The organism is Yersinia canariae, from assembly GCF_009831415.1.
GTDB lineage: Bacteria > Pseudomonadota > Gammaproteobacteria > Enterobacterales > Enterobacteriaceae > Yersinia > Yersinia canariae.
This window is the reverse complement of record NZ_CP043727.1, coordinates 22,175-48,400: the sequence shown is the minus strand read 5'-3', so window position 1 is coordinate 48,400 and position 26,226 is coordinate 22,175. Positions and strand designations below refer to the sequence as shown.

The following is a 26,226-nucleotide window of genomic DNA, read 5'->3' as shown; positions in this document are numbered from 1 at the left end:
TAGAAAAAAAAATGCCCCGAATTACAAGTTTAGTAATAGAAAAAAATGAAGCCGCACCAGACCGGTATATTTAAAAAAATGCAGCGCAACCGATTGCTTTTGTGAGGCGGATCATTAAAATGCCCTCTTTGCCGATCCGGGAATGCCACTCCATGTCTACGCAATCCGCCGAACTTGATGCACCACAGCAGACAACAACTCGCCCCAGTGAATTAATTTATCGTTTAGAAGACCGCCCTCCACTCGCCCAAACCCTGTTTGCCGCGTGCCAACATTTATTGGCAATGTTTGTTGCAGTGATAACTCCCGGCCTACTGATTTGTCAGGCGCTGGGACTGCCGGCGGAAGATACCCAGCGAATTATTAGCATGTCATTGTTTGCCTCTGGCCTGGCATCGCTACTGCAAATTAAAACTTGGGGGCCAGTTGGCTCTGGCCTGTTATCTATTCAGGGCACCAGTTTTAACTTTGTTTCTCCGCTGATTATGGGAGGATTGGCGTTGAAGAATGGTGGGGCTGATATCCCAACGATGATGGCGGCCTTATTCGGTACTTTGATGGTCGCCTCCTGTACAGAAATTATACTTTCCCGTTTCTTACATCTGGCGCGCCGCATTATCACCCCACTGGTATCCGGTATTGTGGTGATGATTATTGGGCTGTCATTGATTCAAGTTGGGCTGACATCTATTGGTGGCGGTTATGGCGCAATGAGCGACCATACTTTTGGCTCACCTAAAAATCTCTTGTTGGCGGGTGCCGTGCTGTTGGTCATTGTTTTACTCAACCGCCAACGTAACCCGTATCTGCGGGTCGCCTCACTGGTTATTGCCATGGCCGTCGGGTATCTGCTGGCCTGGACACTGGGTATGCTGCCCGAAAGCCGTCCAGTCGTAGATACCGCCCTAATTACCATCCCAACGCCGCTGTACTACGGTTTATCTTTTGACTGGAATCTATTGGTGCCATTGATGCTTATCTTTATGGTGACCTCACTTGAGACCATCGGAGATATCACAGCAACCTCAGATGTTTCAGAGCAACCAGTTCATGGCCCGTTGTATATGAAACGCTTGAAAGGTGGTGTGTTGGCAAATGGTTTGAACTCCATGCTATCAGCCGTGTTTAACACTTTCCCTAACTCCTGCTTTGGTCAGAATAATGGGGTTATCCAATTGACCGGTGTTGCCAGCCGCTATGTTGGTTTTGTTGTCGCGCTAATGCTGATTGTCCTGGGCTTGTTCCCCGCAGTCGCTGGGTTTGTACAACATATTCCAGAACCTGTGCTGGGGGGCGCAACTCTCGTGATGTTCGGTACGATTGCCGCTTCCGGCGTGCGTATCGTGTCACGCGAAACCCTTAACCGCCGTGCAATTATGATTATGGCGCTGTCATTAGCCGTTGGTATGGGTGTCGCACAACAACCGTTAATTCTGCAATTTGCACCTGATTGGGTGAAAACCCTGCTTTCTTCCGGGATAGCGGCTGGCGGTATCACCGCCATCGTACTTAACCTACTCTTCCCACAAGAAAAATAATCTTTGCGCTAATACGTTGCTGAAATGGCCGGTCGTAATCGATACCGGCTATTTTTTTATGCCCTGATAACTGATTGTCTATTGAGCTAATGGACAATTTGCGGCATAAACAGGGTTCCGTATACAGACAGGTGTGGAAAAACCGGATGAAATTTCTCGGGAAAGTGCTGCTAACGTTATTACTGCTACTGGTGCTGTCGATAGTGCTGTGCTACGTACTGCTTCAGACCCGTTGGGCTGCCGGTTGGCTAAGCCATTGGGTCAGTGATAACAGCGAATATCGCCTCTCTCTGGGGAAAGTAGATCACTCATGGTCACAACCTGGGCAAATCAGTATCACTGATGTTTTGCTAGGCCGGGCCAATCAACCCGCGTTTCTTATTGCCCAGCAAGCGGTGTTAGGTCTGAGCTGGCGACAACTGACCGAACCTCGCCATTTTCTTAGCCTTAATTTGCAAAATGGGAGCTTAACTCTCAATAACAGCGCATCACCGCTCCCCTTGCAGGCTGATACGTTGAGGCTGACCAATATGGCGCTGAATACCACCATTGAGCCGCAAAATACGGCGGGTCAGTGGAAAGTGACGGGCCAACAAGTCAATGGTGGGCTCATCCCTTGGCAATCATTGCCGGGTAATAGTTTGGGTGAAAATGCCCAATTCCAGTTCAGTGCTGGCTCATTGACCATTAATGGCATTACAGCCCAAAAGCTGTATCTGCAGGGCTCAATCCAGAAAAAGACCTTTACTTTTAATAACTTCGGGGCTGACCTTGCGCAAGGGGAACTGACGGGTAATGCCAGCCAATCCGCCGATGGCAGTTGGTTGATTGACCGCCTGCGCCTGAGTAATATCCGCCTGCAAACAGCAGCAACTTTAGAAGACGTCTGGGATACATTTTTACAACTTCCCCCCATCACGCTGAAGCGCTTTGATTTAATTGATGCGCGTGTTGAAGGGAAAAACTGGGCATTTAATGACTTAGATCTGACACTTAAAAATATCACGTTTAAGCAAGGTGATTGGCAAAGTGATGATGGCGAGTTATCCCTTAATGCCGGTGATATTATTAAAGGTAATATTCATCTGATTGACCCCATCGCGACATTTACATTGTCACCAGCAGGGGTAGCCATTAATCAATTCTCCACTCGCTGGCAGGATGGCCTGTTAAGAACCCAAGGGAACTGGGCGCGTGATACTCACCGCCTACAGCTTGATGAGCTGACATTGGTGGCTCTGGTTTATACCCTCCCCGCCGACTGGAAGCAGCAATGGCAGCAAACTCTGCCAAACTGGTTGTCCGAGGTCTATGTCAGTAAGTTGAGTGCTAACCGTAACTTATTAATTGATATTAGCCCTGACTTTCCCTTCCAAATTACGTCACTGGATGCCGCAGGGACTAATTTACTGCTAGCCAAAAATCATCAGTGGGGAATGTGGTCTGGCTCATTAATGCTGAATGCCGGGAATGCGACCTTTAATAAAAATGATGTTCGCCGTCCATCATTAGCGTTGAGCGCTAATGAGCAACAAATTACATTTAGTGATTTAAGTGCTTTCACCGCCGAGGGGTTGCTGGAAGCCACTGCAACGATTGACCAAACCCCAGCCCGAGCCTTATCCCTTGATCTGACCGGCCGCTCCGTTGACCTTAATATTTTACAAAATTGGGGATGGCCAGCATTACCACTACAAGGGTTGGGTAATCTGAAACTGCAGATAAAAGGTCATATGGCAGCAGATAAGCCATTGAAACCCACCATTAATGGCTCTCTGCAAGCCACTGACAGCCATGGACAACAAGTTAATCAAATGATGCAACATGGCGAGGTGCGCAGCGTAGCAGGCCAGTAAGGGGCATGCGCCGCGCTTATCAAGTGGTTAACAATGACATTGAACACAAATCGCCGATGACGTGAAGTTTTAACGTCACCGGCGTAAGCAATTCCTCTACATAAGGGGGAAAGACTTAGAATATTCGAAGAAACTTTGCGGCACATAATTATTGATTTTATTTTCATAGCAATAATCAACTATCTGCTGCTTGCTGGAAACACCGACTTTCCTATATATAATTTGTGTGATATTACAAACAGATCCAGTTGATAGGAGGAGTTTTTTCGCAATCTCTTTACTTGAGAATGAATGTAAAATATAAAACAACACTTCCCATTCTCTCTTTGAAAATAGGTCAGATGGGGGGGTAAAAATAAGTGATGTTGGTGCTTTTATCTTACTTAATCGCGAAAGTATAATGTCTTCCACTGGTCTAACATGAAAAATAACACCCTGAGATATACCATTCTCATCTATTAGTGGATATTTATCACAAAAATTAGGTTTTAAATATGAAAGCCCATCCCATGCATGTATTTCAACCGATGTTATACGTTCCTGTAATAACTCCACCTTACGGTCATGGGCCTGAAATTCGGTCTGAAACTCTGCTATAGGTGTCGGAAGCTCACCATCAAGACGCCCTTCGACACAATATTTATCAGGCAATGCTAATAATTTATTAAATCTATTATTTCCATAGACAATACGCGACTGTTTATCTTTTATTCCCCAAGGCTCTGAGCTTCCCTCCCAAAATCTTATGAGTATCTCCAGTGAATCCTTTAAGTGTTTATTCATTATATTCTCCAGTTAAATTTCACTTAATTTAAATTAATGGAAAAGAACCTGAATACTCAAAAAAGCTCTGTGGGATGTAATTATTGATCTTGTTTTCATAACAATATTCTATTACCTGACGCTTACTGGCAACCCCCGTTTTATTATATATTTTTTGAATGATGTTACAGACTGTTCTGGATGATAAGTGGAGTTTTTTGGCAATTTCGGCACTTGAGAATGAATGTATAACATAAAACAGCACCTCCCATTCTCGTTTCGAAAAGAGATCAGATGGGGGAGTAAAAATAAGTGATGTTGGCACTTTTATCTTATTTAAATGCGTTAATATTATATCTTCTACTGGCCGGCCATGACAAATGACCCCTTGAGAAATTCCGTTTTCATCTATAAGTGGATATTTATCAACAAAGTATGGCTGAAAATATGAACGCCCATCCCATGCATGTATTTCAACCGATGTTATGCGGTCTTGCAATAATTCTACCTTGCGGTCATGCTCTTGAAATTCAACTTGAAACTCTGATATTGGTGAAGGAAGTTCGCCATCTAATCGCCCTTCCATGCTAAATTTATTCGGTAATGCTAATAACCTGTGCACTCTATTATTTGTATAAACATACCTTGACTGGTTATCTTTTACTGCCCAAGGTTCAGAGCTATGTTCCCAAAACCTTATTAGCATTTTCAGTGATTTTAAAAGTGCCGAATCCATTATATCTCTCTCCCTGGTTTGATTTTCCTTATCCCTCTAATAATGCTACATCCGCTATAATCAATAAATCTACTGGGCCATATTTCTTGCGGAGTAATACCAATAGCTTCTGCAATAATCATTTCACCCTTTGGCCATGGGCGTGTCAGCGCATTAGAAAGTGTGCCCGGAGATAACCCGCTCTCCCTTGATAAGGCAGAAAGAGAGCCTTTCTTTTTACGTATGGCGGCCAAGATTTCTTGTCTGTGCCAATCTTTATTCACCTTTATTCTCCCTACTTTATAAATGTTATAGATATCACTCAATTTTATAAACTGATAATCAAATAACATTATTAATAACAATCGAAGAAATCACAATTATGAATATATCAAAAAATCACTAGAGAGTGATAACGGATTAAATAACGATTTCTCGGTATCGTCTAGTGTAGAATTTACTCTATTTACCACAGGGTAATATCGCGATGAATATACAAGAAAAGTAAGGGCGTTAATTGAGAAACAATTTAAGAAAGAAATTCGTTATTATATAGAATGTGAAAATTACATTGCCTAAGTTATATTTTCAAATATAAAATATATATTACTGACAATCCAAGTCTATTTAAGAACATTATTACCTGCTGAAGCTTTAAATGCTGCAATAATCATTCATCAAGTCACCCGCTCATTGTTCATCAACGAACGGGCAAGATAAAAATTAGTTAACGCCATCACTCCCCGCATCGACGGGCAAGACCATGTAGGTTCCTGAGAATACCGCGCCGGCATCCTCATCACCGAATAAGTTCACATCTAGCTGAACTCTGGCACGGCGGCCACGAGCCAATCTATCCAGATCACCACTGAGTGAGCTTAGCTCTGCAACGGCTCTTGGTCGCCCAGTAACAGGGGCGCTGTAGCGAATATGGGCATCAGCAAGAATGATGGTGCCGCCTAAATGGCGCTCGCGAAGTAATAACCAAATCAGCCCCCAGCCCGTCAGCGTTGCTAACGAGAAAAGGCTGCCGGCGAATAAGGTATGGTGAGGATTCTGATTACCCGCTTCTGGCATCGTTGTCACAAAGCGCTGACCAGTATATTGGCTGATACGCACCCCCATTTTTTCGCTAAGGGGAATATGGTCATACCAAGCTTGCTGCAATTGGCCACACCAATCAGGACGATGCAGAATATCATCCATGGTGACAACTGGTTTAATCATTAAGAAATGACGAACAGGTGTTGTCTGCGGGGCAGTAATTTCCCCCTGACTAACAAAACCTAATTTAGCGAAAAAGTCGACGGCGTCTTCACGGGCGCTACACACCACCCGCTTTACACCTTCTTGGCGCGCGACAGATTCTAGCGTCATCGCGACTAACGTCCCTAATCCCTTTGCGCGAACTGATGGGTCTACCGCCAGAAAACGAATTGCGGCCTCATTATCAGCATTGATGTATAAACGGCCAATCGCGACAGGTTTGCCTTGCTCATCCACCACCATTTGGTGATGCGCCATCGCGTCATAAGCATCTTTTTCAGAACCTATCGGTTGATGCAGCGGCTTGCGTAACATTTCCCAACGGAATTGATAATAATCTTTAAGTTCTTGTTCTGTTGTGGGCACGCGCAAGTGGTACATAGGAGCATTCTCTCTTTAAAATTATCAATGAAATCTATGTCATAACCCTCAGCTTTGGGTGATATCTTTGTCTCTATACTTGTAACCAGAACGTCACTGGGCCATCGTTTACCAAACTAACTTTCATATCCGCTGCAAATAATCCCGTTTCAGTTTTTACACCACGCTCGCGGCATTGAGCAACAAAATACTGATAAAGCCGGTCAGCTTCTGCGGGAACAGCCCCACGGGAAAAGCCCGGTCTCATGCCCTTTTGGGTATCGGCAACAAGTGTAAATTGTGAAACCACCAGCACACTGCCCCCCGCCTGCTGGACATTCAGATTCATTTTGTCATTCTCATCACCAAAAATTCGGTACCCCAAGACCTTTTCACATAGCCGTTGTGCTTTCTGCTCAGAATCGTCTTGCTCGACGCCGAGCAATATCAACAACCCAGGGCCTATTTCACCTACAACATTCCCATCAACCACGACATTGGCGCTGAGCGCCCGTTGAATCAACGCAATCATAATGCCTTACATCTCCTGACTTTGGCCTTTATCTGCACTTATGGCATGCCGTTGTGCGCGATATTCACCCAAGGTGACAGTGATTTCCGCACCCAACAATACAATGCACCAGCTCCAGTAAACCCAGAGGAATAAAATCGGGATAACGGCCAACACCCCGTAAATCAACTGGTAAGATGGAAACAGCGTGATATACATTGTGAATCCTTTCTTACCCAACTCAAAAAGCAGGGCGGCAACGAGCGCGCCAATAACTGCATCTCGGGCGGGCACCCTAACCGTCGGCACCACACTGTACAATAGCCAAAATGAAACCCAAGAAATCAGTAACGGGAATAGCCGCAGAGTTTCGTCAATCATACTGTCGACTTGGGCATTTGCCAGCCACTGCAATGACAGCAGATATGAACTAATAACCATACTGGCCCCGACGAGAATCGGCCCTAATGTCAGTACCATCCAATAAACAGCAAATGAAAACACCAGTGACCGGTGAACTTTACTGCGCCAGATAATATTGAGCACGCTATCGACGGAGTAAATCAGCAGTAGTGCGGTCACAATTAAACCGCAAGTGCCCACAACCGTCATACGGTTTGAGTTCGCGACAAATTGCTCAAGGTAATTTTGAATAATATCGCCAGTTGCGGGCATAAAATTGGCAAATATGAAGGCTTTCAATTTTATGCTGATATCGGCAAACATCGGAAAAGCAGCAAACAGGGCAAAAATCACCGTGACTAAAGGCACTAGAGAAAGTAATGATACATAGGCCAAATGCCCAGCTAGCATTGTTAACCCATCTTTATCTATTCGGGTATATAGCATTCGCCCGAACGTAATACTGGGTTTTAGAGGTGCAAGTGAGCGAAAACGCAGAAAACTCGCCATGTTTATCTCTCAGCCAATACGGGTAATTAGGCTTTGTTATGGGTTAGCGTGATGTTTAAGGCTAACCCATTAACGTCTGGAGTAAGAACTTATCAGGAAAAATAATCAGGAATAACCTTTCGGTCAGTGACATGTATGCCAGTAATGCCCTCTATTCTGGCTGCAACTATATTCGCCTCGACATCATCAAAGAATACAGCGTGTTCCGCTGGAATATTTTCCGCACTCAGCACATGTTGATAAATTCTGGCTTCAGGTTTGCGCATCCCCAAATCTTGGGACAGATACATATGATCCGCAGCAGCAGCAACCTCGGGGTAATGCTGTGGCCAATAATTGCAATGTAGGCGGTTAGTATTAGACAGCACCACCACGCGGTGCCCTTCAGCCCGTAATTTTTGCATGATCGCGATAACTTCGGGACGTAAAGCCACAAAAACCGCCTGCCAACCTTCAGCAAACTGCTCAAAACTCAGTGATAACCCCATTTCATCACTGAGTTGGCGGGCAAAATCCTCATCACTGATTTCACCGCGCTCATGCTGCTGGAAGACCTCTCCCATCGTAAAGCGCTCACTCAATGTCGCTAACGGAACACTGCTTAATTTACTCCAGACACCCAACACGCGTTTGAAGTCGATATCAACAATCACATTCCCTAGATCAAAGATATACAGCATGACGCTCTCCCAATTAGATGGTGAGTTTTACTGTAACGGGAAAAAAGAACACTGAACAGAGAGAGGAAGAAAAAGGAGGGGTCGGTCAGGAAAAATAATATTTTTACAGGAAGTAAATAGAACAAACAGGTTTCAAGTTACAGGAGGGCGGTAAAGGAACTCAGGGCGCATTAAACGCCCTAAGTATCAGTAGAACCAAGAAGAATTAACCTTCTTTAGGACCACGACCTGCACGCTTACGATCGTTTTCCGTCAAATGACGCTTACGGATACGAATCGACAGCGGGGTAACTTCGACCAATTCATCGTCATCGATGAATTCCAGAGCCTGTTCCAGAGTTTTCTTCAGGAAAGGAACCAGAGTGGTTGCTTCGTCAGTACCGGATGCACGCATGTTGGTCAGCTGCTTACCTGTCAGGCAGTTTACAGTCAGGTCGTTAGAACGTGAGTGAATACCGATAATCTGGCCTTCATACACTTCAGTACCATGACCGATGAACAGCTTGCCGCGGTCTTGCAGTTTGAACAATGCGAACGCAACAGCTTTGCCCTGACCGTTAGAAATCAGTACGCCATTTTGACGTTGGCCGATCTCGCCTGGACGCACATCATCATAATGACTGAATGTGGAGTACAGCAGGCCAGTACCTGAAGTCATGGTCATGAATTCAGTACGGAAGCCAATCAGGCCACGGCTTGGGATCATATAATCCAGACGAATACGACCTTTGCCGTCCGGAACCATGTCCTTCACGTCACCTTTACGCTCACCCATGGCTTGCATTACTGCGCCCTGGTGCTGTTCTTCGATATCCAAAGTTACGCTTTCAAATGGTTCTTGATTGCGGCCGTCGATAACACGGTTGATAACTTTAGGACGAGATACAGCCAGTTCGAAACCTTCGCGACGCATGTTTTCGATCAGAACCGACAGGTGAAGTTCACCACGGCCAGATACGCGGAACGCATCAGAATCTTCAGTTTCTTCAACACGCAATGCTACGTTATGAATCAGCTCTTTGTTCAGGCGGTCAAGAATTTGACGTGAAGTCACGTACTTACCTTCTTTACCACAGAACGGAGAGGTGTTAACGCAGAAATACATAGTAACGGTTGGTTCATCAACAGACAGTGCTGGCAATGCTTCAACAGCATTAACGTCACAGATAGTGTCAGAGATGTTCAACTCACCCAGACCGGTGATAGCCACGATGTCGCCAGCTTCAGCCTCGGTAGCTTCGATACGCTCCAGACCCATGTGAGTCAGAACTTTACCCACTTTACCGTTACGCGTCTTGCCTTCGCTATCAATGATAGTGACTTGCTGGTTTGGCTTAACTTTACCGCGTTTGATACGACCGATGCCGATAACACCAACATAGTTGTTGTAATCCAGCTGAGAGATCTGCATCTGGAACGGCGCTTCAAGCTCAACTTGTGGCGCAGATACATGGTCAACGATAGCTTGATACAACGGAGTCATGTCTGCCGCCATATCATTGTGGTCTTCACCCGCGATACCCATCAATGCAGATGCATAAATGATAGGGAAGTCCAGTTGTTCGTCAGTTGCATCCAGGTTGACGAACAGGTCAAACACCTGATCCACAACCCAGTCAGGACGTGCGCCCGGACGGTCAACTTTGTTGATTACCACGATTGGTTTCAGACCATTAGCAAAAGCTTTTTTGGTCACGAAACGGGTCTGCGGCATCGGGCCATCCATTGCGTCGACGACCAACAGCACAGAGTCAACCATAGACATTACACGCTCAACTTCACCACCGAAATCGGCGTGTCCTGGAGTATCCACGATGTTGATGCGGTAGTCTTTCCATTTAATGGCAGTATTTTTTGCGAGGATAGTTATCCCACGCTCTTTCTCCAAATCGTTGGAGTCCATTACACGTTCAGTTGCTTCAGTACGTTCACCGAAAGTACCAGATTGTTGTAGCAACTTATCAACCAGGGTAGTTTTCCCATGGTCAACGTGCGCAATAATGGCGATGTTACGCAGATTCTCGATCACAGCTTTTTTGCCTCAGGCATTTAGAAATAGCGCGCTATTGTACACGTATTAGGCGAGGGACTAAACAAGATCACAAACTTCTCTTATAAACAACCTAACGGCGGTGTGTTTGTGATCCCTTTCACGGTGCAAAAATAGCCTCCCGGCCCCTTTCTGCACCAATACAGTGCCCAACGGCGCAAATGAAGCACCAAAATAGTGCAATATAACTATCCTGGTGCATACTGAATATCAGCAGACCCCCATGATATGGCATAAATGGGGGATTTGGAAAGTTGGCATAGATTTCGCAATGTATTTTAGCATGAATAGCCAGCGCGAATAACAGTACGAAATAAAAAGTGACAAGTTTGCTGTTTTGACTGATGCACACTTGCAGGTAAAAGGTTTTAGAAACAACTGTTTGTTGAAACAAGAAGTTTTTACCGGCAAAAATGCCAGAGCACCATAAACCTCAGTAATACACGGTAATCGTTCCACGACGACGACTATGACAAATCCGGGAGATATAAGTATGTCCGCTGAACATGTTTTGACGATGCTGAATGAGCACGAAGTGAAATTCGTTGATTTGCGCTTCACCGATACTAAAGGGAAAGAACAGCACATCACTATTCCGGCTCATCAGGTCAACGCTGACTTCTTTGAAGAAGGCAAAATGTTTGATGGCTCCTCGATTGGTGGCTGGAAAGGCATTAACGAATCCGACATGGTACTGATGCCAGACGCCAGCACCGCTGTTATGGACCCGTTCTTCGAAGATTCCACACTGATTATCCGTTGTGACATCCTTGAGCCAGGTACTCTGCAAGGTTATGACCGCGACCCACGTTCTATCTCCAAACGCGCGGAAGAGTTCCTGAAAGCTTCTGGCATCGCAGATACCGTGTTGTTCGGGCCTGAACCAGAATTCTTCTTGTTCGACGATGTTCGTTTTGGTAGCAGCATCCGTGGTTCTCACGTCGCTATCGATGATATCGAAGGCGCATGGAACTCCAGCACCAAATACGAAGGCGGCAACAAAGGTCACCGTCCAGCTGTAAAAGGAGGTTACTTCCCAGTTCCTCCAGTCGACTCTTCACAAGATCTGCGCTCTACCATGTGTTTGACCATGGAAGAAATGGGTCTGGTTGTTGAAGCGCATCACCACGAAGTGGCGACAGCGGGTCAGAATGAAGTGGCAACTCGCTTCAATACCATGACCAAGAAAGCTGACGAAATTCAGATTTACAAATATGTCGTGCACAACGTGGCACACGCATTTGGTAAAACTGCGACCTTTATGCCGAAACCAATGTTTGGTGATAACGGTTCAGGCATGCACTGCCATATGTCTTTGTCCAAGAACGGCACTAACCTGTTCGCGGGTGACAAATATGCTGGTCTGTCTGAAATGGCGCTGTTCTACATCGGCGGTATTATCAAACACGCAAAAGCAATCAACGCCTTGGCTAACCCAACGACTAACTCCTACAAGCGTTTGGTCCCAGGCTATGAAGCACCGGTCATGTTGGCTTATTCAGCCCGTAACCGCTCAGCTTCTATCCGTATCCCTGTGGTTGCCAGCCCGAAAGCTCGTCGTATTGAAGCGCGCTTCCCGGATCCAGCGGCTAACCCATACCTGTGCTTCGCAGCACTGCTGATGGCTGGCCTTGATGGCATCATCAACAAAATTCACCCTGGTGATGCGATGGACAAAAACTTGTATGACTTGCCACCGGAAGAAGAAGCTGAAATTCCAAAAGTTGCAGGTTCACTGGACGAAGCAATGGCTGCATTGAACGAAGACCGCGAGTTCCTGACCCGTGGTGGCGTGTTCACTGACGACGCTATCGATGCTTACATCGAATTGCGTAAAGAAGAAATGGACCGCGTTCGTATGACTCCGCACCCAGTTGAGTTCGAACTGTACTACAGCGTTTAATTTTAATTAGTCGTTTTTTTTGTTGCCGTGGAAACTTTTAGCCCATCTTCGGATGGGCTTTTTTCTCCACTTTTCATTTTCGTCATAATTCCTCTGGCTCAGTTGCGACTGAACCGATAGGATTAATGCACCAAAAGTGTGCAGGAGTCTGCGTAATGGCAACAGGCACGCTGCCCGATGCTGGGCAGATCCTTAATTCTCTCATTAATAGTATTCTGCTATTAGATGATGATTTGGCTATCCACTATGCCAATCCCGCCGCCCAGCAACTTCTGGCGCAAAGCTCCCGTAAACTTTTTGGTACACCTCTGCCAGATTTATTAGGCTATTTTTCTCTCAATATCGATTTGATGCGGGAAAGTCTGAAAGATGGGCAAGGTTTTACCGATAATGAAGTGACATTAGTGGTTGATGGCCGTGCACATATTTTATCGCTGACCGCGCAGTCACTCCCTGAAGGTTTTATATTGCTGGAAATGGCGCCGATGGATAATCAGCGTCGATTAAGCCAAGAGCAATTGCAACATGCACAACAAGTTGCAGCCCGAGATTTGGTGCGCGGGTTAGCTCACGAGATTAAGAACCCGTTAGGTGGCTTACGGGGCGCGGCACAATTATTGTCAAAAGCCTTACCCGATCCGGCACTGCTGGAATATACCAAAGTCATTATTGAGCAGGCTGATCGCTTACGTAACTTGGTTGACCGCTTATTAGGCCCACAGCGGCCCGGTCAACATGTTACACAGAGTATTCATCAGGTTGCTGAACGAGTTTGCCAGCTAGTCTCATTAGAGAAACCGGATAACGTGACGTTAATCCGTGACTATGACCCAAGTTTGCCTGAGTTGGCGCATGACCCCGACCAAATTGAGCAAGTGCTACTGAATATCACCCGCAATGCATTGCAAGCTTTAGGTAAGGCCGGTGGCACAATTACACTTCGGACCCGCACCGCATTTCAGATAACGCTGCATGGCGTGCGCTACCGTTTAGCAGCGCGCATTGATATTGAGGACGATGGCCCAGGCGTGCCAACGCAATTACAAGATACCGTGTTCTATCCGATGGTCAGCGGTCGTGAGGGGGGGACTGGCCTTGGCCTGTCGATTGCCCGCAGTCTTATTGATCAACATTCGGGTAAAATTGAATTTAACAGTTGGCCGGGACATACCGAATTCTCGGTTTACCTGCCTATTCGCCAGTGAGGTTTCTATGCAACGAGGGATAGTCTGGATCGTCGATGACGATAGCTCCATCCGCTGGGTGCTTGAGCGCGCACTGACTGGAGCGGGCCTAAACTGTACAACATTCGATTCCGGTAATCAGGTGTTGGATACGCTGGCCACACAAACCCCGGATGTGTTGTTATCCGATATCCGTATGCCCGGCATGGACGGATTAGCACTGCTGAAACAGATTAAGCAGCGCCACCCCATGCTCCCGGTCATCATAATGACGGCACATTCTGATTTAGACGCCGCGGTGAGCGCCTATCAGCAAGGGGCGTTTGATTATCTGCCCAAACCTTTTGATATTGATGAAGCGGTCGCGCTGGTTGAACGGGCTATCAGCCATTATCAGGAACAGCAACAACCTGCTCGCGCCCAACCCGCCAGTGGCCCTACGGCTGATATCATTGGTGAAGCACCGGCGATGCAGGACGTTTTCCGCATCATTGGCCGCTTGTCTCGCTCCTCTATCAGTGTGCTAATTAACGGGGAGTCGGGGACGGGTAAAGAGTTAGTGGCCCATGCATTACATCGCCATAGCCCGCGCGCCAAAGCTCCCTTTATTGCGCTGAATATGGCCGCAATTCCGAAAGACTTAATTGAGTCCGAGTTGTTCGGCCACGAGAAAGGAGCCTTTACCGGCGCGAATCAAGTCCGCCAAGGGCGTTTTGAACAAGCAGATGGCGGCACACTGTTTTTGGATGAAATCGGTGATATGCCGCTGGATGTACAAACCCGCCTGTTGCGAGTGCTGGCTGATGGTCAGTTCTATCGGGTTGGCGGTTATGCGCCAGTCAAAGTGGATGTGCGCATCATTGCGGCGACTCACCAAAACCTGGAGCTTCGTGTTCAGGAAGGTAAATTCCGTGAGGATTTATTCCACCGTTTGAATGTGATTCGAGTGCATTTACCTCCGCTGCGTGAGCGCCGTGAGGACATTCCGCGTCTGGCCCGCTACTTCTTGCAAGTGGCCGCAAAAGAATTGGGCGTGGAAGCTAAGAATTTGCATCCTGAAACAGAAGTCGCGCTAACTCGCCTGCCTTGGCCGGGGAATGTGCGCCAACTGGAGAACACCTGCCGCTGGCTGACAGTCATGGCTGCTGGGCAGGAAGTCCTTATTCAGGACTTACCTTCTGAGCTGTTCGAGACCAGTACGCCAGATGCTTCCGGTCAGCGGATGCCAGACAACTGGTCAACATTGCTGGCGCAATGGGCTGATCGCGCACTCCGCTCTGGTCATCAAGATTTGTTATCGGAAGCACAGCCCGAAATGGAGCGCACGCTGTTAACGACCGCATTACGTCATACCCAAGGGCACAAACAGGAAGCGGCGCGCTTGTTGGGTTGGGGCCGAAATACGCTAACGCGTAAGCTAAAAGAGTTGGGAATGGAATAGTTTTGTTTGAAAATCACCCTCATCACTGAGGGTGATCTCATCAGATAACGCGGGAGAACTGCTGTCTGCGCGCTTGTTTACGTAAATAAATATCAAAACACATACAGATATTACGAATGAGTAAACGCCCGCGCGGCGTCACACGAATACTTTTATCATCCCGCTCCACCAGCCCATCTTGTTCAAAGGGGGCGAGCAACTCAAAATCTTCAGCAAAATAATCTGCAAAACGAATACCATAATGCTGTTCAATCGGCTGATAACTGATCTGGAAATTACAAATCAGTGTTTTAATCACGTCACGGCGCAAGCAATCATCTTCCGTCATGGTCAGGCCACGCCACAATGCATTGCCGCGCTGCTCCACCACTGCATAGTAAGTCTTCAAATCTTTTTCATTTTGCGCGTAACTGTCACCCAACATGCTAATGGCCGACACTCCCAACCCGAGTAAGTCACTCTCCCCTTGGGTGGTATAGCCCTGGAAATTACGATGCAATTTACCTTCCCGCTGGGCAACGGCTAACTCATCATCTGGCCGGGCGAAATGATCCATACCAATAAACTGATAGCCGGATTCGGTTAAGAAACTGATGGTGTGCTGTAAAATATCCAGCCGCTGTTCAGCGCTGGGTAAATCCGCATCTTTAATTTTGCGCTGTGCCGCAAACAGGCTCGGCAAATGGGCATAATTGAAGACACTTAGGCGGTCAGGACTGAGTTCGGCCACCCGTTTGAGGGTAAACGCAAAACTTTCTGGTGTCTGTTTTGGTAAACCATAAATCAAATCAATATTGGTTGAGTTAAAACCCAAGGCCTTGGCACGGGCAATGAGCGCAAAGATAAAATCTTCATCTTGCTCACGGTTAACCAGCCGTTGAACCTCTTTATTGAAATCCTGCACCCCCATGCTCAGGCGGTTAAACCCTTCAGCACGCAGATGATCGAGCACATCCAGCTCAATTTCACGCGGATCAACTTCAATTGACTGCTCAGCGCCGGGCAGAAAATCAAAGTTTTCACGTAACAGATTCATCAAATGAGTGATTTGTGTTTTATTCAGATAAGTGGGTGTGCCACCCCCCCAATGCATCTGGCTAACCTGACGCCCGGCAAACAACGCAGCACGCTGGCGGATCTCTTGTTCCAATATCGCCAAATATTCATCAGCTTTGTGTTGTTGGCGCGTCACCAACTTATTGCAACCGCAGAAATAACAAAGCTTGTGGCAAAATGGGATATGCACATACAGCGACAAGGGCCGCTGTGGATAACGTTTCACCGCCTGCTGAAAAGCAGATTCATTGTAATCTTCACTAAACTCAAGGGCTGTGGGATATGAGGTATAGCGCGGCCCTGAATAATTATATTTTTGAATCAGGGACAGATCCCAAACTATAGCGTGCTCAGACATGTTCATTCCTTCCGATATTTTCGCTTACCGGGCCGGTTAAGGGGCAGATGTTTTCGTTGTCTGGCCGCAGTAGCGCTGCGCAACCGCATTCTTCGTTGCGACAGTCGCCATAGTTTACCCAATAACCACAGTAGATAACATGTAAGTAGTAGGGCTATTACCGGGATCACCCATTTCATGGTTTAAAATGTATCTTTTGGATTACCGCTCTTCAGTAATTTTAAGATATCTTCCGGCTTTTCTTCGCGCTCTTCATCATCTTCATCGTCGCCCAGTTCAATACCCAATTGCTCCATCAGGGCATCGATACGGTCCAACGTCAGATCAACATAAGCTTGGTCTTCTTTGCTCAAAACTTCATCATTATCAAGTCTGTCCAGCAATGCATCCAAGCGCTCATCGTTTTCCAGCTTAGCCAGCTCTTCTTCCGGTGTCAGACGTGGCTTGGCTTCAACTTTGGCCACAGGCTTAGTGGTTGGCTTCGCTTTTGCCTTGCTCTCGACCATCAAAGGCACCGGCACTTTGCTGCCAATGCGCGGATCTTTTTCTTGAGTTTCGCTTTGACCCTTCTTATTGCCACCCTCGACATTCGTTCTCGCACCTGAGCGATTACCGCTGTGTCTCTTCTGACGTTTGCGCTCGCGGGCTTCAATATCAAGCTCTACACGGGTTTTTTTATGACGCTTTGGCGTTGCGGTGCCTTTCGGGGCCGCACGGTCAGCGCGTGGTGCTTTATTTGGTTGCTTCATAACCTGTGCTCTTAAATGAGTATGGGATCGGATTGAGTATATACCCGTCATCTTCCAAGTTGCAGATGCTCACTTACTGCTTTCCTGCATCTTGAAATTTATTGAGTATAAGATTGGGCGGAATCTAGCAGAAAGAAGAGAAAGAAAAAAGGCGGCAGATTAACCTGTCGCCTTTTTTCGCACCTTCTGCGGAAGGATATCCTTACAGCGCATTCCCTGCACTTACATAACGTCCCGGTTTCTCCCTCCTGCATTTTGCCTTCCTTGCCATCCCTTCAACCCTGAAGGTGACTCACCCGGCACTCCGACCTGTGTCCATAAACATCCCTTTATATAAGCTCCCTATATCATCCCTGGCTCACAGTATATCCATTACATTCCTTAAGCATAGGCAACTCATCCTAAGTCTTTAAGCTCCTTGCCAGCACATCATGTACTGTGAAAAACAAAACCAGTCATTTGTTTTTATTCAAAAAAATAATCATAGAAACAAACTAACCGCTGATAAGTGTAGCCGACTTTTAATAAAGTTTTTCTTAACAATCATTCAATGATAAGCGATTAGTTTTTCCTACAATGACCACTAACTCACAAAAACTATAATTTCACAAAAAAAACAGATGTATGAGTGTCACGATCCCCTGCGAAATAACGTACGAAAGGTAGATACCCTAAATAATTCGAGTTGCAGGAAAGCAGAAAGCGCACTCACATGCAGCTCGAAGTATGACGGGTATAAAGATAAACCCCCTTTTTTCGGCTCGATGCAGTTATAATCGCTGCATGTAAGCTATCTCTCGCGGAGACGACAAATTTTGACTATCAGAAATTATAACTATCACATGACTCACTTCGTCATCAGTGCTCCGGATATTCGCCATCTGCCACGTGATGAAGGTATTGAGGTGGCATTTGCTGGCCGCTCAAATGCAGGTAAATCGAGCGCTCTCAATACATTAACCAATCAGAAAAGCCTGGCCAGAACCAGTAAAACCCCGGGCCGTACTCAGCTAATTAACTTATTTGAAGTGGTTGAGGGCGTACGTCTGGTCGACTTGCCGGGATACGGCTATGCCGAAGTCCCTGAAGAGATGAAACTCAAGTGGCAGCGCGCATTAGGGGAATATTTACAGAAACGTAATTGCCTGAAAGGATTAGTTGTGTTGATGGATATTCGTCATCCGCTAAAAGATTTGGACCAGCAGATGATTACATGGGCTGTCGCCGTCGGCACCCCGGTTATGTTGTTGCTGACCAAAGCCGATAAGCTGGCATCTGGCGCACGCAAAGCCCAACTGAACATGGTTCGGGAAGCGATCATTCCATTTATGGGTGATATTCAGGTTGAAGCTTTCTCATCATTGAAAAAGATTGGCGTTGATAAATTGCGCGAAAAACTGGATACCTGGTTCAGCGAGATCCCGCCGGAAGTGATGATTGATGATTATGACGATGAAGGTGAGTGATTAATAACCGCTAACAGCAGCCCGCAAGGGCTGTGACCCCGAGGGGATATTCATACCGCCCTGAAACGAGTTCCTGACAATATCCCTCACGCCAAAGTAAAAATCATCAAACTCTATTTTTACCGCGGCTATCTCGCTGTTTCTCTTTAGATTCACGAAAAATGCTGACAAAATCCCATAAAAAACGCCCCAGTCAATAAATGACTGGGGCGGCTAATATATAGCCAAATCCGATTACGTGAAGTAAAAGGTCTGAAAGATAGAACATCTTACCTCTGTACCCTACATCTGTAACTCTACATCATTTTTTTGCAGGGCAAAAGAATTTTTTGTTGTATAGTTACACAAATTGGCACGATTCAGCGCACATCACCGCCGCATTATCGCTCCTAAATGTAGCTTAATTACATAAAATGCTTTATTTATCACCACTTACCCACACAACTAATGAGCTTGATCCCAGTTATAGCCCACACCGACATCAACTTTTAATGGCACCGCCAGTTGCATGCTTTGTTCCATCAGCTCACGAATTTTCTGCTCAGCGCTTTCCAATACACTTTCATGCACTTCAAATACCAATTCATCGTGTACCTGCATAATTACCCGCACCAAAGGCTCAGGTTCTTGCTGCAACCATGCATCTACTGCAATCATTGCGCGCTTAATAATATCAGCGGCAGTTCCCTGCATCGGCGCATTGATAGCCTCGCGTTCAGCAGCCTTACGACGAGTTGCATTACGTGAGTGAATGTCTGGCAGATAGAGACGACGGCCATCCAGGGTTGTGACATATCCTTGATCAGCAGCTTGCTTACGTGTGCGCTCCATATATTCCAGCACGCCTGGGTAGCGTTCAAAATAGAGATCCATATAACGTTGCGCTTCCCCACGAGGAATGTTCAACTGCCGCGCCAAACCAAATGCGCTCATACCGTAAATCAAACCAAAGTTAATGGCCTTAGCACTGCGGCGTTGTTCATTCGTGACTTTTTCCAGAGGTAAACCAAAGACTTCCGCCGCCGTCGCGCGGTGAATATCCTTGCCGGCCGCAAATGCAGCTAGCAACCCTTCGTCCTGTGACAAATGGGCCATGATGCGCAGCTCAATCTGTGAATAGTCCGCCGCCATGATGCGATAACCTTCTGGGGCAATAAAAGCCTGGCGTATGCGACGCCCTTCTTCATTTCGCACCGGAATATTTTGCAGATTAGGATCTCGGGAAGATAAGCGCCCGGTCGCAGTGACGGCCTGATGATAAGAAGTATGAACTCGCCCAGAAACAGGGTTAATCATCAACGGCAATTTATCGGTATAAGTACTTTTCAGCTTCGCCAGGCCACGATATTCAAGAATAACTTTCGGCAAAGGGTAATCCAATGCCAATTCAGCCAGTACCTCTTCATTGGTTGAAGCAGCGCCACCTGGTGTTTTCTTCAAGATAGGCAATTTTTGTTTTTCATACAAAATGGCCTGTAATTGCTTAGGTGAGGCGAGATTAAAGGGCTCTTCTGCCAATTCATGAGCCTGTCTTTCCAACTCATCAAGGCGGATAGTCAGTTCTTTAGAATGTGCCGCCAATATATTCTGGTCAATCAGGACACCAGTGCGCTCAATGCAGGACAGGATCGGCAGCAAAGGCATCTCAATTTCTTGGAAAACCCGCTTTAGACCTTCACTTTGCTGTAGCTTCGGCCACAACACCAAATGCAATTGTAAGGTAACATCCGCATCTTCTGCCGCGTAAGGGCCAGCTTGTTCTAAGGCAATTTGGTTGAAAGTAAGTTGGTTTTTACCTTTACCGGCGATCTCTTCAAAAGTAATAGTTTTATGATTGAGATAACGCTCGGCCAAGCTATCCATATCGTGTCGACCGGCAACACTGTCTAAAACATAAGATTCCAGCATAGTATCGAAAGCAATACCGCGCAGTTCTATGTCATAACGCGCCAGCATGCTTTGGTCAAACTTAAGATTCTGCCCCACTTTAAGGGCCTTATCATCTTCCAGTAATGGCTTAAGTTGGGCCAAAACCCAATCCCTATCAAGCTGTACAGGTGCATCCAGGTAATCATGTGCTAATGGCAAATAAGCTGCCTCACCCGGTGCCACAGCAAAAGAGAGGCCAATTAAATTGCTGCTGAGCGTATCAAGACCGTCAGTTTCCGTATCAAAAGCAAAAACCTCCGCTTTCTTAAGCCGCTCAATCCAATCATTTAAAGATGTCTCATCCAAGATAGTTTGATAATTCTCTTGTGAGAGCACAGCAGTAACTTCAGCTACAGGAGCTGATTCTGCTGCAACAAAAGCTTTATTGCTTGTCTGGGCTGCTGGCCTGTCTTTTTTAGCATCCAGCCATTTACCGGCTTCGACATCTGCCAACCAGCGCTTAAATTCATAACGACTGAATAATTGATGCAATTGCTCATCATCCGGCGCTGAGACTTTCAGCTCATCACAAGTGACGTCCAGTTCAACATCCGTTTTAATAGTGGCCAGTTTATAGGAGAGATAGGCAACATCTTTATTCTGCTCTAATTTGGCAGACATTGTTTTTGCACCACGGAATGTTAGCGTGGCTATTTTATCCAAATTGCTAAATAGCGCATCCAATCCGCCCAGACCTTGCAATAAAGCCTGCGCCGTTTTCTCGCCGACGCCCGGTACGCCCGGAATATTATCTGAGGAATCCCCCATCAATGCGAGAAAATCAATAATCAGCTCAGGAGGAACGCCATATTTTTCGCACACTTCTTGTGGCCCTAAAATAGCGTTATTCATTGTATTGATAAGAGTGATATTTGGCGTAACTAATTGCGCCATATCTTTATCACCAGTACTGATTAATACAGCATGACCTGCTTTTTCCGCTTCTTGTGCCAAAGTACCGATAACATCGTCAGCCTCAACGCCGGAAACCACCAATAAAGGCAACCCCATCGCCTTAACCATCTGGTGAAGCGGCTCAATTTGGGTCCGTAAATCATCTGGCATCGGTGGGCGGTGGGACTTATATTCCGCAAAAAGTTCATCGCGGAATGTTTTACCTTTGGCATCAAAAACGACGGCCACATGGCTTGGCCGATATTGCAACAACAGACTGCGCAACATGTTCAACACGCCATACATCGCACCCGTTGGCTCGCCGCTGCCGTTGGTTAACGGCGGGAAAGCATGGTATGCACGATAGAGGTAAGAGGAACCGTCAACAAGGATCAATGGGTTTTCTGCAATCTGGGCCATAGAGTTTCTTCATCTTTATTCAGCAAGGTCTGACGTTAAGAATGCCATAGCTGGCCGCAAGAGACGAATTTTAGCGTCCATTCTTGTGCGAAAAAGAGCATTTTTACATTGTGATCTTAAAGATCCAGATTGTGGATAACTTTGTGAATAAAAACATGAGCAGATTATATCTTTCAACCTGTTTTTTATAGCGTAATATTTTTAACAATAAAAATCAGATAGTTATAATTATGACTTTCTTATTTTTCTGTCATAATTTATTTATCTAATTTGTGGATATTACTTATTTAGTGACTTTAATAAGGTCAGTAATTTTTACTTAAGAGAAATTTACTGATACAAAATTTTTATAACTTCACACAGACTCATTTTATCTTTTTTGCACTAAACAATATGGGCAATTACCTATCACTGAAATAAATAATTCAACCAAAAACAACACCAAAATAAATAAAAGTCAGCATTCTGTTGCATGACTATCACACGAGAAAATATGATATTTTCGGGGCATAGATGGAAGCGGGTTTGATATGAACAGATATTGGAGAAGTGAAAAGAGGGGCTAATAAAATTCAGCCCCTCTTTTTATACTATTATTTCTGTGTCAGTAGGAACTTAACGACATCCGCATACTGTTTAACATAGTTATCCATTGAGCTGGTATCCATGCCATCGTTCTTAATCATATATTTGCCATTAACAAACATCGCGGGTACACCACGTAATTGTAAATCTTCAGCGGCTTTTTGCTGCTGAACAACCAGTGATTTAACCACAAAGCTATTTAATGCTGCGTCATAATCTTCGCCGCTCACACCCGCTTTAATGAAAACGTTACGGATATCATCAGGAGTTTGTACAGTTTGTGTTTTCTGTACACCTTCAAACATCAGTGGAGTGATTTTCTCTTCAACACCTAATGCCATAGCAACAGCCCATGCTTGAGTCAGTTGCTTACCCAATGGGCCAAGGAATTCAACATGGTAACGGGTCATTTTAGTCCCTTCAGGCAGTGCTTTTTTCACGGTCTGAGGAACATGATAAACCTCTTCAAACTGGTAGCAGTGAGGGCAATAGAAAGAGAAAAACTCTAAAACCTGAGGCTCACCAGTGACCGGCTTGTTTAATGTTTGGTACTGAGTACCATCAGTGAATTGTGCTGCCGATGCACTGAATGCCATCACCATGCCAACGAGTGCTAACCATACATTTTTCATACTATAACAATCTCCATTATCTTAGCTTTAGTACATTGGCATCAGCTGTAAAGGGGGTGCCTGCAACAGCTTAACCTGTTCTGTAAATGATGCAGTCTGCTGCAACCAGAAGTCAGACTCCGCCATCCACGGAAAACTTTTAGGAAATGCCGGGTCCTGCCAACGTCTGGCGACCCATGCAAGGTAATAAACCATCCGCATCGCGCGTAACGGTTCAATGAGTGCGAGTTCACGTTGGTCAAAATCAGCAAACTCACCATAAGCTTCTAGCAAGATATCCAACTGAATTAATTGCTCGCGACGCTCACCGTGTAACAACATCCAAAGGTCCTGAACCGCCGGGCCATTTCGAGCATCATCCAAGTCAACAAACATCGGCCCATCACGCCACAAAATATTACCCGGGTGACAATCACCGTGTAATCGTAATGGTAGCCAGTCGGTGTGCCAATACTGCTTTATCGTGCTAATGAGCAGGTCAGTTGCGGCCAGAAATTTATCCCGCTGTTTTGCCGGCACCAACTCACTACTGGCCAATAACTGACGCGGTTCAGTCAGATACTCCTCAATTCCTATTGTTGAGCGAGCAACAAAAAGAGAATCACTGCCCACCTGATGAATTCGGCCTAAATAGCGCCCAACCCACTCTAATTGATCAAGGTTATCAATTTCATACTGACGCCCACCAACACTCGGAAAAACCGTAAAGAAAAAACCACCATGAGTATGCAAGGTGTCCCCATTTAGCGGCAATGGAGCTATCACCGGGATTTCCGACTCTGCCAAATCAAGCGAGAACTGATGTTCCTCCAGAATTTGCTCACGGCTCCAGCGCTCAGGACGATAAAACTTCACCACGTACCGTTTACGATCTTCGTCCATAAACTGATAAACGCGATTTTCGTAGCTATTGAGCGCAGTTAATCCTGAATCCACCCGTAACCCAACCCCTTCGAGGGCATCCATAATCAGGTCAGGGGACAATGTCTGAAAATTAAAAGCAGAGCTGTTCATAACAACATTCAGTCTTTATAAGTGACAGCGGCTCGCTGAGAATAAGAAATAGTATCATCAAAGCCCCTATCTACGCAGACAGGAGTATGACTAATCTTTAATGATGCCACGCGCGCGCAATATGGCAGTTTTAAAGTCTTCTTCATAATCTTTTTTCAGGCCAGGAATCACTTCCGTCGATGCTGAACCGCGCATTTTTAGATGATAAATAAGAATATCGTCCGTTAGCTCTGATAACTCGCCTTCAAAACCAGCCTCATCCGACAGTTTTTGTAAAAACTGCACCAGATTTAAATCGGGCTCTTGCTGCCAGGCTGGATGTAAAAGCTCAATCAGTTCATTAACACGATGGCATTTCATAGCAAATTTATCCTATTTAAAAATATGCTGACAAAGTAGCAGGGATATTCACACAGGGAAAGAGAGCCTATTGTCAATAAAAGTAAATCCTGACCAATCCACCTATTTAAAGATACAATTCGTCAGTCAATCGAATACAGCGGAGTGATGGAAATGCAGCCCAATATTACTGGTGTTATTCTTGCTGGCGGCCGTTCTTCCCGAATGGGAGGTAATGACAAAGGGCTTATTCTTCTTCACGGTAAACCATTGTTTCAATATGTCATTGATAGATTAGAATCTCAGGTTAACGATCTCTTTATTAATGCTAATCGTAATCAAGATCTCTATCAAGAAAGTGGAGTTCCTGTCATTAACGACATCATTACCGGCTTTGTAGGCCCATTGGCCGGCATGCATACGGGTTTGAGCTATTCAGCTACGGAATGGGTTGTATTTGCGCCCTGCGATGTTCCAGCGCTTCCTGACAACTTAGTATCTCAGCTTTGGCAAGGAAAGCAGCAAGCATTGGCGGCCTATGTTCACGATGGTGAGCGAGCGCACCCGACGTTTGCACTAATGCATATTAGTCTGAAACCACTCCTTGCCGAATATCTCGCAAGAGGAGATCGCAAGCTGATGATATTTATGGAAAGTATTAACGCACAGCCGGTAGTATTCAACGGACAAAGCGGTCAATTCAGTAACCTAAATACTCCAGCAGACTGCGATTTATGGGAACAGAGTCAAAGAGGGGTATTATGAGCAAAAAAACACCACCACTATTAGGTATTGCCGCATACAGTGGTACAGGAAAAACAACATTACTCAAAAGCCTGATTCCTTTATTACAACAGCGCCAAATCCGGGTCGGTCTGATTAAACATACGCATCACAATATGGAAATTGACACACCAGGCAAGGATAGCTATGAATTACGTAAGGCTGGCGCGCACCAAACCCTCGTAGCCAGCGATTGTCGCTGGGCGTTAATGACAGAAACCCCAGAACAAAAACCGTTGGATCTGCACTATCTAGCCAGTAGGTTAGATACTACAACTATCGATATAATCTTGGTGGAGGGTTTTAAGCATGAGCCAATCAACAAAATTGCCCTCTATAGAGAAGCCGTAGGAAAACCTTACGCGGATTTAATTGATAAGTATGTTATTGCGTTAGCAAGCGATAAACCAATAGATACAACAGTGAGACAATTAGATATTAATCAGCCAGAACAGATTGCAGACTTTATTTGTCATTGGCTTCAAATGAACTTATCACAACTATAAAACAAAAAAAGGCCACCCGCCAGGGTAGCCTTCTCTTTTATTATTTCGCTATTCGCGCATAACGAACTATCCGCCATCCCACACAAAAAACTAATTTGTTTCAGTTTTCTATATCGCGCGCATAGCAAAAACCCCACGCTTTTGGCATGGGGTCTCGGCTTGATTTGATGCCTGGCAGTGTCCTACTCTCGCATGGGGAGACCCCACACTACCATCGGCGCTACGGCGTTTCACTTCTGAGTTCGGCATGGGATCAGGTGGGTCCACCGCGCTATGGCCGCCAGGCAAATTCTGTCTAAACTAACCCGCTATGCAAT

The 26,226-nt window shown here is 45.8% G+C and carries 22 protein-coding genes, 1 rRNA gene and 1 pseudogene; 8 read left to right on the top strand and 16 right to left on the bottom strand.

What is annotated here, in order from left to right; all coding sequences use genetic code 11:
* The first annotated feature begins 152 nt into the window (after positions 1-152).
* Both F0T03_RS00210 and F0T03_RS00205 read left to right on the top strand, forming a co-directional pair.
* Complete coding sequence (locus tag F0T03_RS00210; RefSeq protein WP_145554437.1) at positions 153-1,538, top strand: nucleobase:cation symporter-2 family protein; 1,386 nt, start codon at positions 153-155, stop codon at positions 1,536-1,538.
* A 146-nt stretch (positions 1,539-1,684) separates the two neighbouring features.
* Positions 1,685-3,394, top strand: coding sequence for an AsmA family protein (locus F0T03_RS00205; RefSeq protein WP_159677011.1), 1,710 nt, complete (start codon positions 1,685-1,687; stop codon positions 3,392-3,394).
* A 96-nt stretch (positions 3,395-3,490) separates the two neighbouring features.
* Here the strand turns inward: F0T03_RS00205 and F0T03_RS00200 are convergent, their stop codons facing one another.
* The 8 genes from F0T03_RS00200 to typA all read right to left on the bottom strand — a co-directional run bounded on the left by F0T03_RS00200 (position 3,491) and on the right by typA (position 10,629).
* A complete protein-coding gene (locus F0T03_RS00200; RefSeq protein ID WP_145562171.1) occupies positions 3,491-4,177 on the bottom strand; it encodes a helix-turn-helix transcriptional regulator in 687 nt (228 codons plus the stop codon).
* Between the two features lie 28 nt (positions 4,178-4,205).
* A complete protein-coding gene (locus tag F0T03_RS00195; RefSeq protein WP_159677010.1) occupies positions 4,206-4,892 on the bottom strand; it encodes a helix-turn-helix transcriptional regulator in 687 nt (228 codons plus the stop codon).
* The gene (locus tag F0T03_RS00190) at positions 4,892-5,155 is read right to left on the bottom strand and encodes a helix-turn-helix domain-containing protein (protein ID WP_145554433.1); all 264 of its coding nucleotides are present in this window, start codon (positions 5,153-5,155) and stop codon (positions 4,892-4,894) included. The genes F0T03_RS00195 and F0T03_RS00190 overlap by 1 nt, the downstream gene beginning before the upstream one ends.
* Positions 5,156-5,594: 439 nt before the next feature.
* A complete protein-coding gene (gene fabY / locus F0T03_RS00185) occupies positions 5,595-6,518 on the bottom strand; it encodes a fatty acid biosynthesis protein FabY (RefSeq protein WP_145554432.1) in 924 nt (307 codons plus the stop codon).
* Between the two features lie 73 nt (positions 6,519-6,591).
* Positions 6,592-7,029, bottom strand: a complete 438-nt coding sequence (gene dtd / locus F0T03_RS00180) for a D-aminoacyl-tRNA deacylase (protein ID WP_145554431.1) — start codon at positions 7,027-7,029, stop codon at positions 6,592-6,594.
* Between the two features lie 6 nt (positions 7,030-7,035).
* On the bottom strand, positions 7,036-7,920 hold the full coding sequence (locus F0T03_RS00175) for a virulence factor BrkB family protein (protein WP_145554430.1): 885 nt from the start codon (positions 7,918-7,920) through the stop codon (positions 7,036-7,038).
* Positions 7,921-8,012: 92 nt separating this feature from the next.
* Positions 8,013-8,600, bottom strand: coding sequence for a glucose-1-phosphatase (yihX, locus tag F0T03_RS00170; protein WP_145554429.1), 588 nt, complete (start codon positions 8,598-8,600; stop codon positions 8,013-8,015).
* Positions 8,601-8,805: 205 nt separating this feature from the next.
* The gene (gene typA, locus F0T03_RS00165) at positions 8,806-10,629 is read right to left on the bottom strand and encodes a ribosome-dependent GTPase TypA (protein WP_145554428.1); all 1,824 of its coding nucleotides are present in this window, start codon (positions 10,627-10,629) and stop codon (positions 8,806-8,808) included.
* A gap of 514 nt (positions 10,630-11,143) precedes the next feature.
* On the opposite strand from typA, the gene glnA reads away from it, so the two are divergent.
* The 3 genes from glnA to glnG all read left to right on the top strand — a co-directional run bounded on the left by glnA (position 11,144) and on the right by glnG (position 15,178).
* A complete protein-coding gene (gene glnA / locus F0T03_RS00160) occupies positions 11,144-12,553 on the top strand; it encodes a glutamate--ammonia ligase (RefSeq protein ID WP_145554427.1) in 1,410 nt (469 codons plus the stop codon).
* A gap of 155 nt (positions 12,554-12,708) precedes the next feature.
* Positions 12,709-13,758, top strand: a complete 1,050-nt coding sequence (glnL, locus tag F0T03_RS00155; protein ID WP_145554426.1) for a nitrogen regulation protein NR(II) — start codon at positions 12,709-12,711, stop codon at positions 13,756-13,758.
* A gap of 7 nt (positions 13,759-13,765) precedes the next feature.
* Positions 13,766-15,178 (top strand): nitrogen regulation protein NR(I), encoded by a 1,413-nt coding sequence (glnG, locus tag F0T03_RS00150; RefSeq protein ID WP_159677009.1) that lies wholly within the window; start codon positions 13,766-13,768, stop codon positions 15,176-15,178.
* Positions 15,179-15,218: 40 nt separating this feature from the next.
* On the opposite strand, the gene hemN is transcribed toward glnG, so the two are convergent.
* Positions 15,219-16,592, bottom strand: a complete 1,374-nt coding sequence (gene hemN / locus F0T03_RS00145; RefSeq protein WP_145554424.1) for an oxygen-independent coproporphyrinogen III oxidase — start codon at positions 16,590-16,592, stop codon at positions 15,219-15,221.
* Positions 16,593-16,774: 182 nt separating this feature from the next.
* Complete coding sequence (yihI, locus tag F0T03_RS00140) at positions 16,775-17,341, bottom strand: Der GTPase-activating protein YihI (RefSeq protein ID WP_145554423.1); 567 nt, start codon at positions 17,339-17,341, stop codon at positions 16,775-16,777.
* 815 nt (positions 17,342-18,156) lie between these two features.
* Here yihI and yihA point away from each other — a divergent pair.
* On the top strand, positions 18,157-18,807 hold the full coding sequence (gene yihA, locus F0T03_RS00135; RefSeq protein WP_145554422.1) for a ribosome biogenesis GTP-binding protein YihA/YsxC: 651 nt from the start codon (positions 18,157-18,159) through the stop codon (positions 18,805-18,807).
* A gap of 223 nt (positions 18,808-19,030) precedes the next feature.
* Here the strand turns inward: yihA and spfP are convergent.
* The 5 genes and pseudogenes from spfP to F0T03_RS00115 form a co-directional block, all read right to left on the bottom strand.
* Positions 19,031-19,075: pseudogene (gene spfP, locus F0T03_RS21980) on the bottom strand (small protein SpfP); the annotation flags it as partial.
* A gap of 176 nt (positions 19,076-19,251) precedes the next feature.
* Entirely contained in the window at positions 19,252-22,050 is a 2,799-nt protein-coding gene (gene polA / locus F0T03_RS00130) for a DNA polymerase I (RefSeq protein ID WP_159677008.1), read from the bottom strand.
* 593 nt (positions 22,051-22,643) lie between these two features.
* Positions 22,644-23,267, bottom strand: coding sequence for a thiol:disulfide interchange protein DsbA (gene dsbA, locus F0T03_RS00125; RefSeq protein WP_145556592.1), 624 nt, complete (start codon positions 23,265-23,267; stop codon positions 22,644-22,646).
* Positions 23,268-23,294: 27 nt separating this feature from the next.
* Positions 23,295-24,281 carry a serine/threonine protein kinase gene (locus F0T03_RS00120; RefSeq protein WP_145556591.1) on the bottom strand — a complete coding sequence of 329 codons (987 nt, stop codon included), beginning with the start codon at positions 24,279-24,281 and terminating at the stop codon, positions 23,295-23,297.
* Positions 24,282-24,371: 90 nt separating this feature from the next.
* The gene (locus F0T03_RS00115) at positions 24,372-24,641 is read right to left on the bottom strand and encodes a YihD family protein (protein ID WP_049562874.1); all 270 of its coding nucleotides are present in this window, start codon (positions 24,639-24,641) and stop codon (positions 24,372-24,374) included.
* Positions 24,642-24,794: 153 nt separating this feature from the next.
* Between F0T03_RS00115 and mobA the strand changes: the two genes are divergently transcribed.
* Together mobA and mobB are read left to right on the top strand one after the other, a co-directional pair.
* A complete protein-coding gene (gene mobA / locus F0T03_RS00110) occupies positions 24,795-25,385 on the top strand; it encodes a molybdenum cofactor guanylyltransferase MobA (protein ID WP_162526844.1) in 591 nt (196 codons plus the stop codon).
* Positions 25,382-25,909 carry a molybdopterin-guanine dinucleotide biosynthesis protein MobB gene (gene mobB, locus F0T03_RS00105; protein ID WP_145556589.1) on the top strand — a complete coding sequence of 176 codons (528 nt, stop codon included), beginning with the start codon at positions 25,382-25,384 and terminating at the stop codon, positions 25,907-25,909. Before mobA ends, mobB begins: the two co-directional genes overlap by 4 nt.
* A 169-nt stretch (positions 25,910-26,078) precedes the next feature.
* On the opposite strand, the gene rrf is transcribed toward mobB, so the two are convergent.
* A 5S ribosomal RNA gene (gene rrf / locus F0T03_RS00100) occupies positions 26,079-26,194 on the bottom strand.
* Positions 26,195-26,226: the final 32 nt, after the last annotated feature.

Bases quoted from the DNA above. Each gene is read 5' to 3' on its own strand.
- F0T03_RS00175 (WP_145554430.1), bottom strand. From the start codon at position 7,920: ATGGCGAGTTTTCTGCGTTTTCGCTCACTTGCACCTCTAAAACCCAGT.
- dsbA (WP_145556592.1), bottom strand. From the start codon at position 23,267: ATGAAAAATGTATGGTTAGCACTCGTTGGCATGGTGATGGCATTCAGT.
- F0T03_RS00195 (WP_159677010.1), bottom strand. From the start codon at position 4,892: ATGGATTCGGCACTTTTAAAATCACTGAAAATGCTAATAAGGTTTTGG.
- F0T03_RS00205 (WP_159677011.1), top strand. From the start codon at position 1,685: ATGAAATTTCTCGGGAAAGTGCTGCTAACGTTATTACTGCTACTGGTG.
- yihI (WP_145554423.1), bottom strand. From the start codon at position 17,341: ATGAAGCAACCAAATAAAGCACCACGCGCTGACCGTGCGGCCCCGAAA.
- yihX (WP_145554429.1), bottom strand. From the start codon at position 8,600: ATGCTGTATATCTTTGATCTAGGGAATGTGATTGTTGATATCGACTTC.
- dtd (WP_145554431.1), bottom strand. From the start codon at position 7,029: ATGATTGCGTTGATTCAACGGGCGCTCAGCGCCAATGTCGTGGTTGAT.
- polA (WP_159677008.1), bottom strand. From the start codon at position 22,050: ATGGCCCAGATTGCAGAAAACCCATTGATCCTTGTTGACGGTTCCTCT.
- F0T03_RS00210 (WP_145554437.1), top strand. From the start codon at position 153: ATGTCTACGCAATCCGCCGAACTTGATGCACCACAGCAGACAACAACT.
- hemN (WP_145554424.1), bottom strand. From the start codon at position 16,592: ATGTCTGAGCACGCTATAGTTTGGGATCTGTCCCTGATTCAAAAATAT.
- glnG (WP_159677009.1), top strand. From the start codon at position 13,766: ATGCAACGAGGGATAGTCTGGATCGTCGATGACGATAGCTCCATCCGC.
- glnL (WP_145554426.1), top strand. From the start codon at position 12,709: ATGGCAACAGGCACGCTGCCCGATGCTGGGCAGATCCTTAATTCTCTC.
- glnA (WP_145554427.1), top strand. From the start codon at position 11,144: ATGTCCGCTGAACATGTTTTGACGATGCTGAATGAGCACGAAGTGAAA.
- fabY (WP_145554432.1), bottom strand. From the start codon at position 6,518: ATGTACCACTTGCGCGTGCCCACAACAGAACAAGAACTTAAAGATTAT.
- mobA (WP_162526844.1), top strand. From the start codon at position 24,795: ATGCAGCCCAATATTACTGGTGTTATTCTTGCTGGCGGCCGTTCTTCC.
- F0T03_RS00115 (WP_049562874.1), bottom strand. From the start codon at position 24,641: ATGAAATGCCATCGTGTTAATGAACTGATTGAGCTTTTACATCCAGCC.
- mobB (WP_145556589.1), top strand. From the start codon at position 25,382: ATGAGCAAAAAAACACCACCACTATTAGGTATTGCCGCATACAGTGGT.
- F0T03_RS00200 (WP_145562171.1), bottom strand. From the start codon at position 4,177: ATGAATAAACACTTAAAGGATTCACTGGAGATACTCATAAGATTTTGG.
- F0T03_RS00120 (WP_145556591.1), bottom strand. From the start codon at position 24,281: ATGAACAGCTCTGCTTTTAATTTTCAGACATTGTCCCCTGACCTGATT.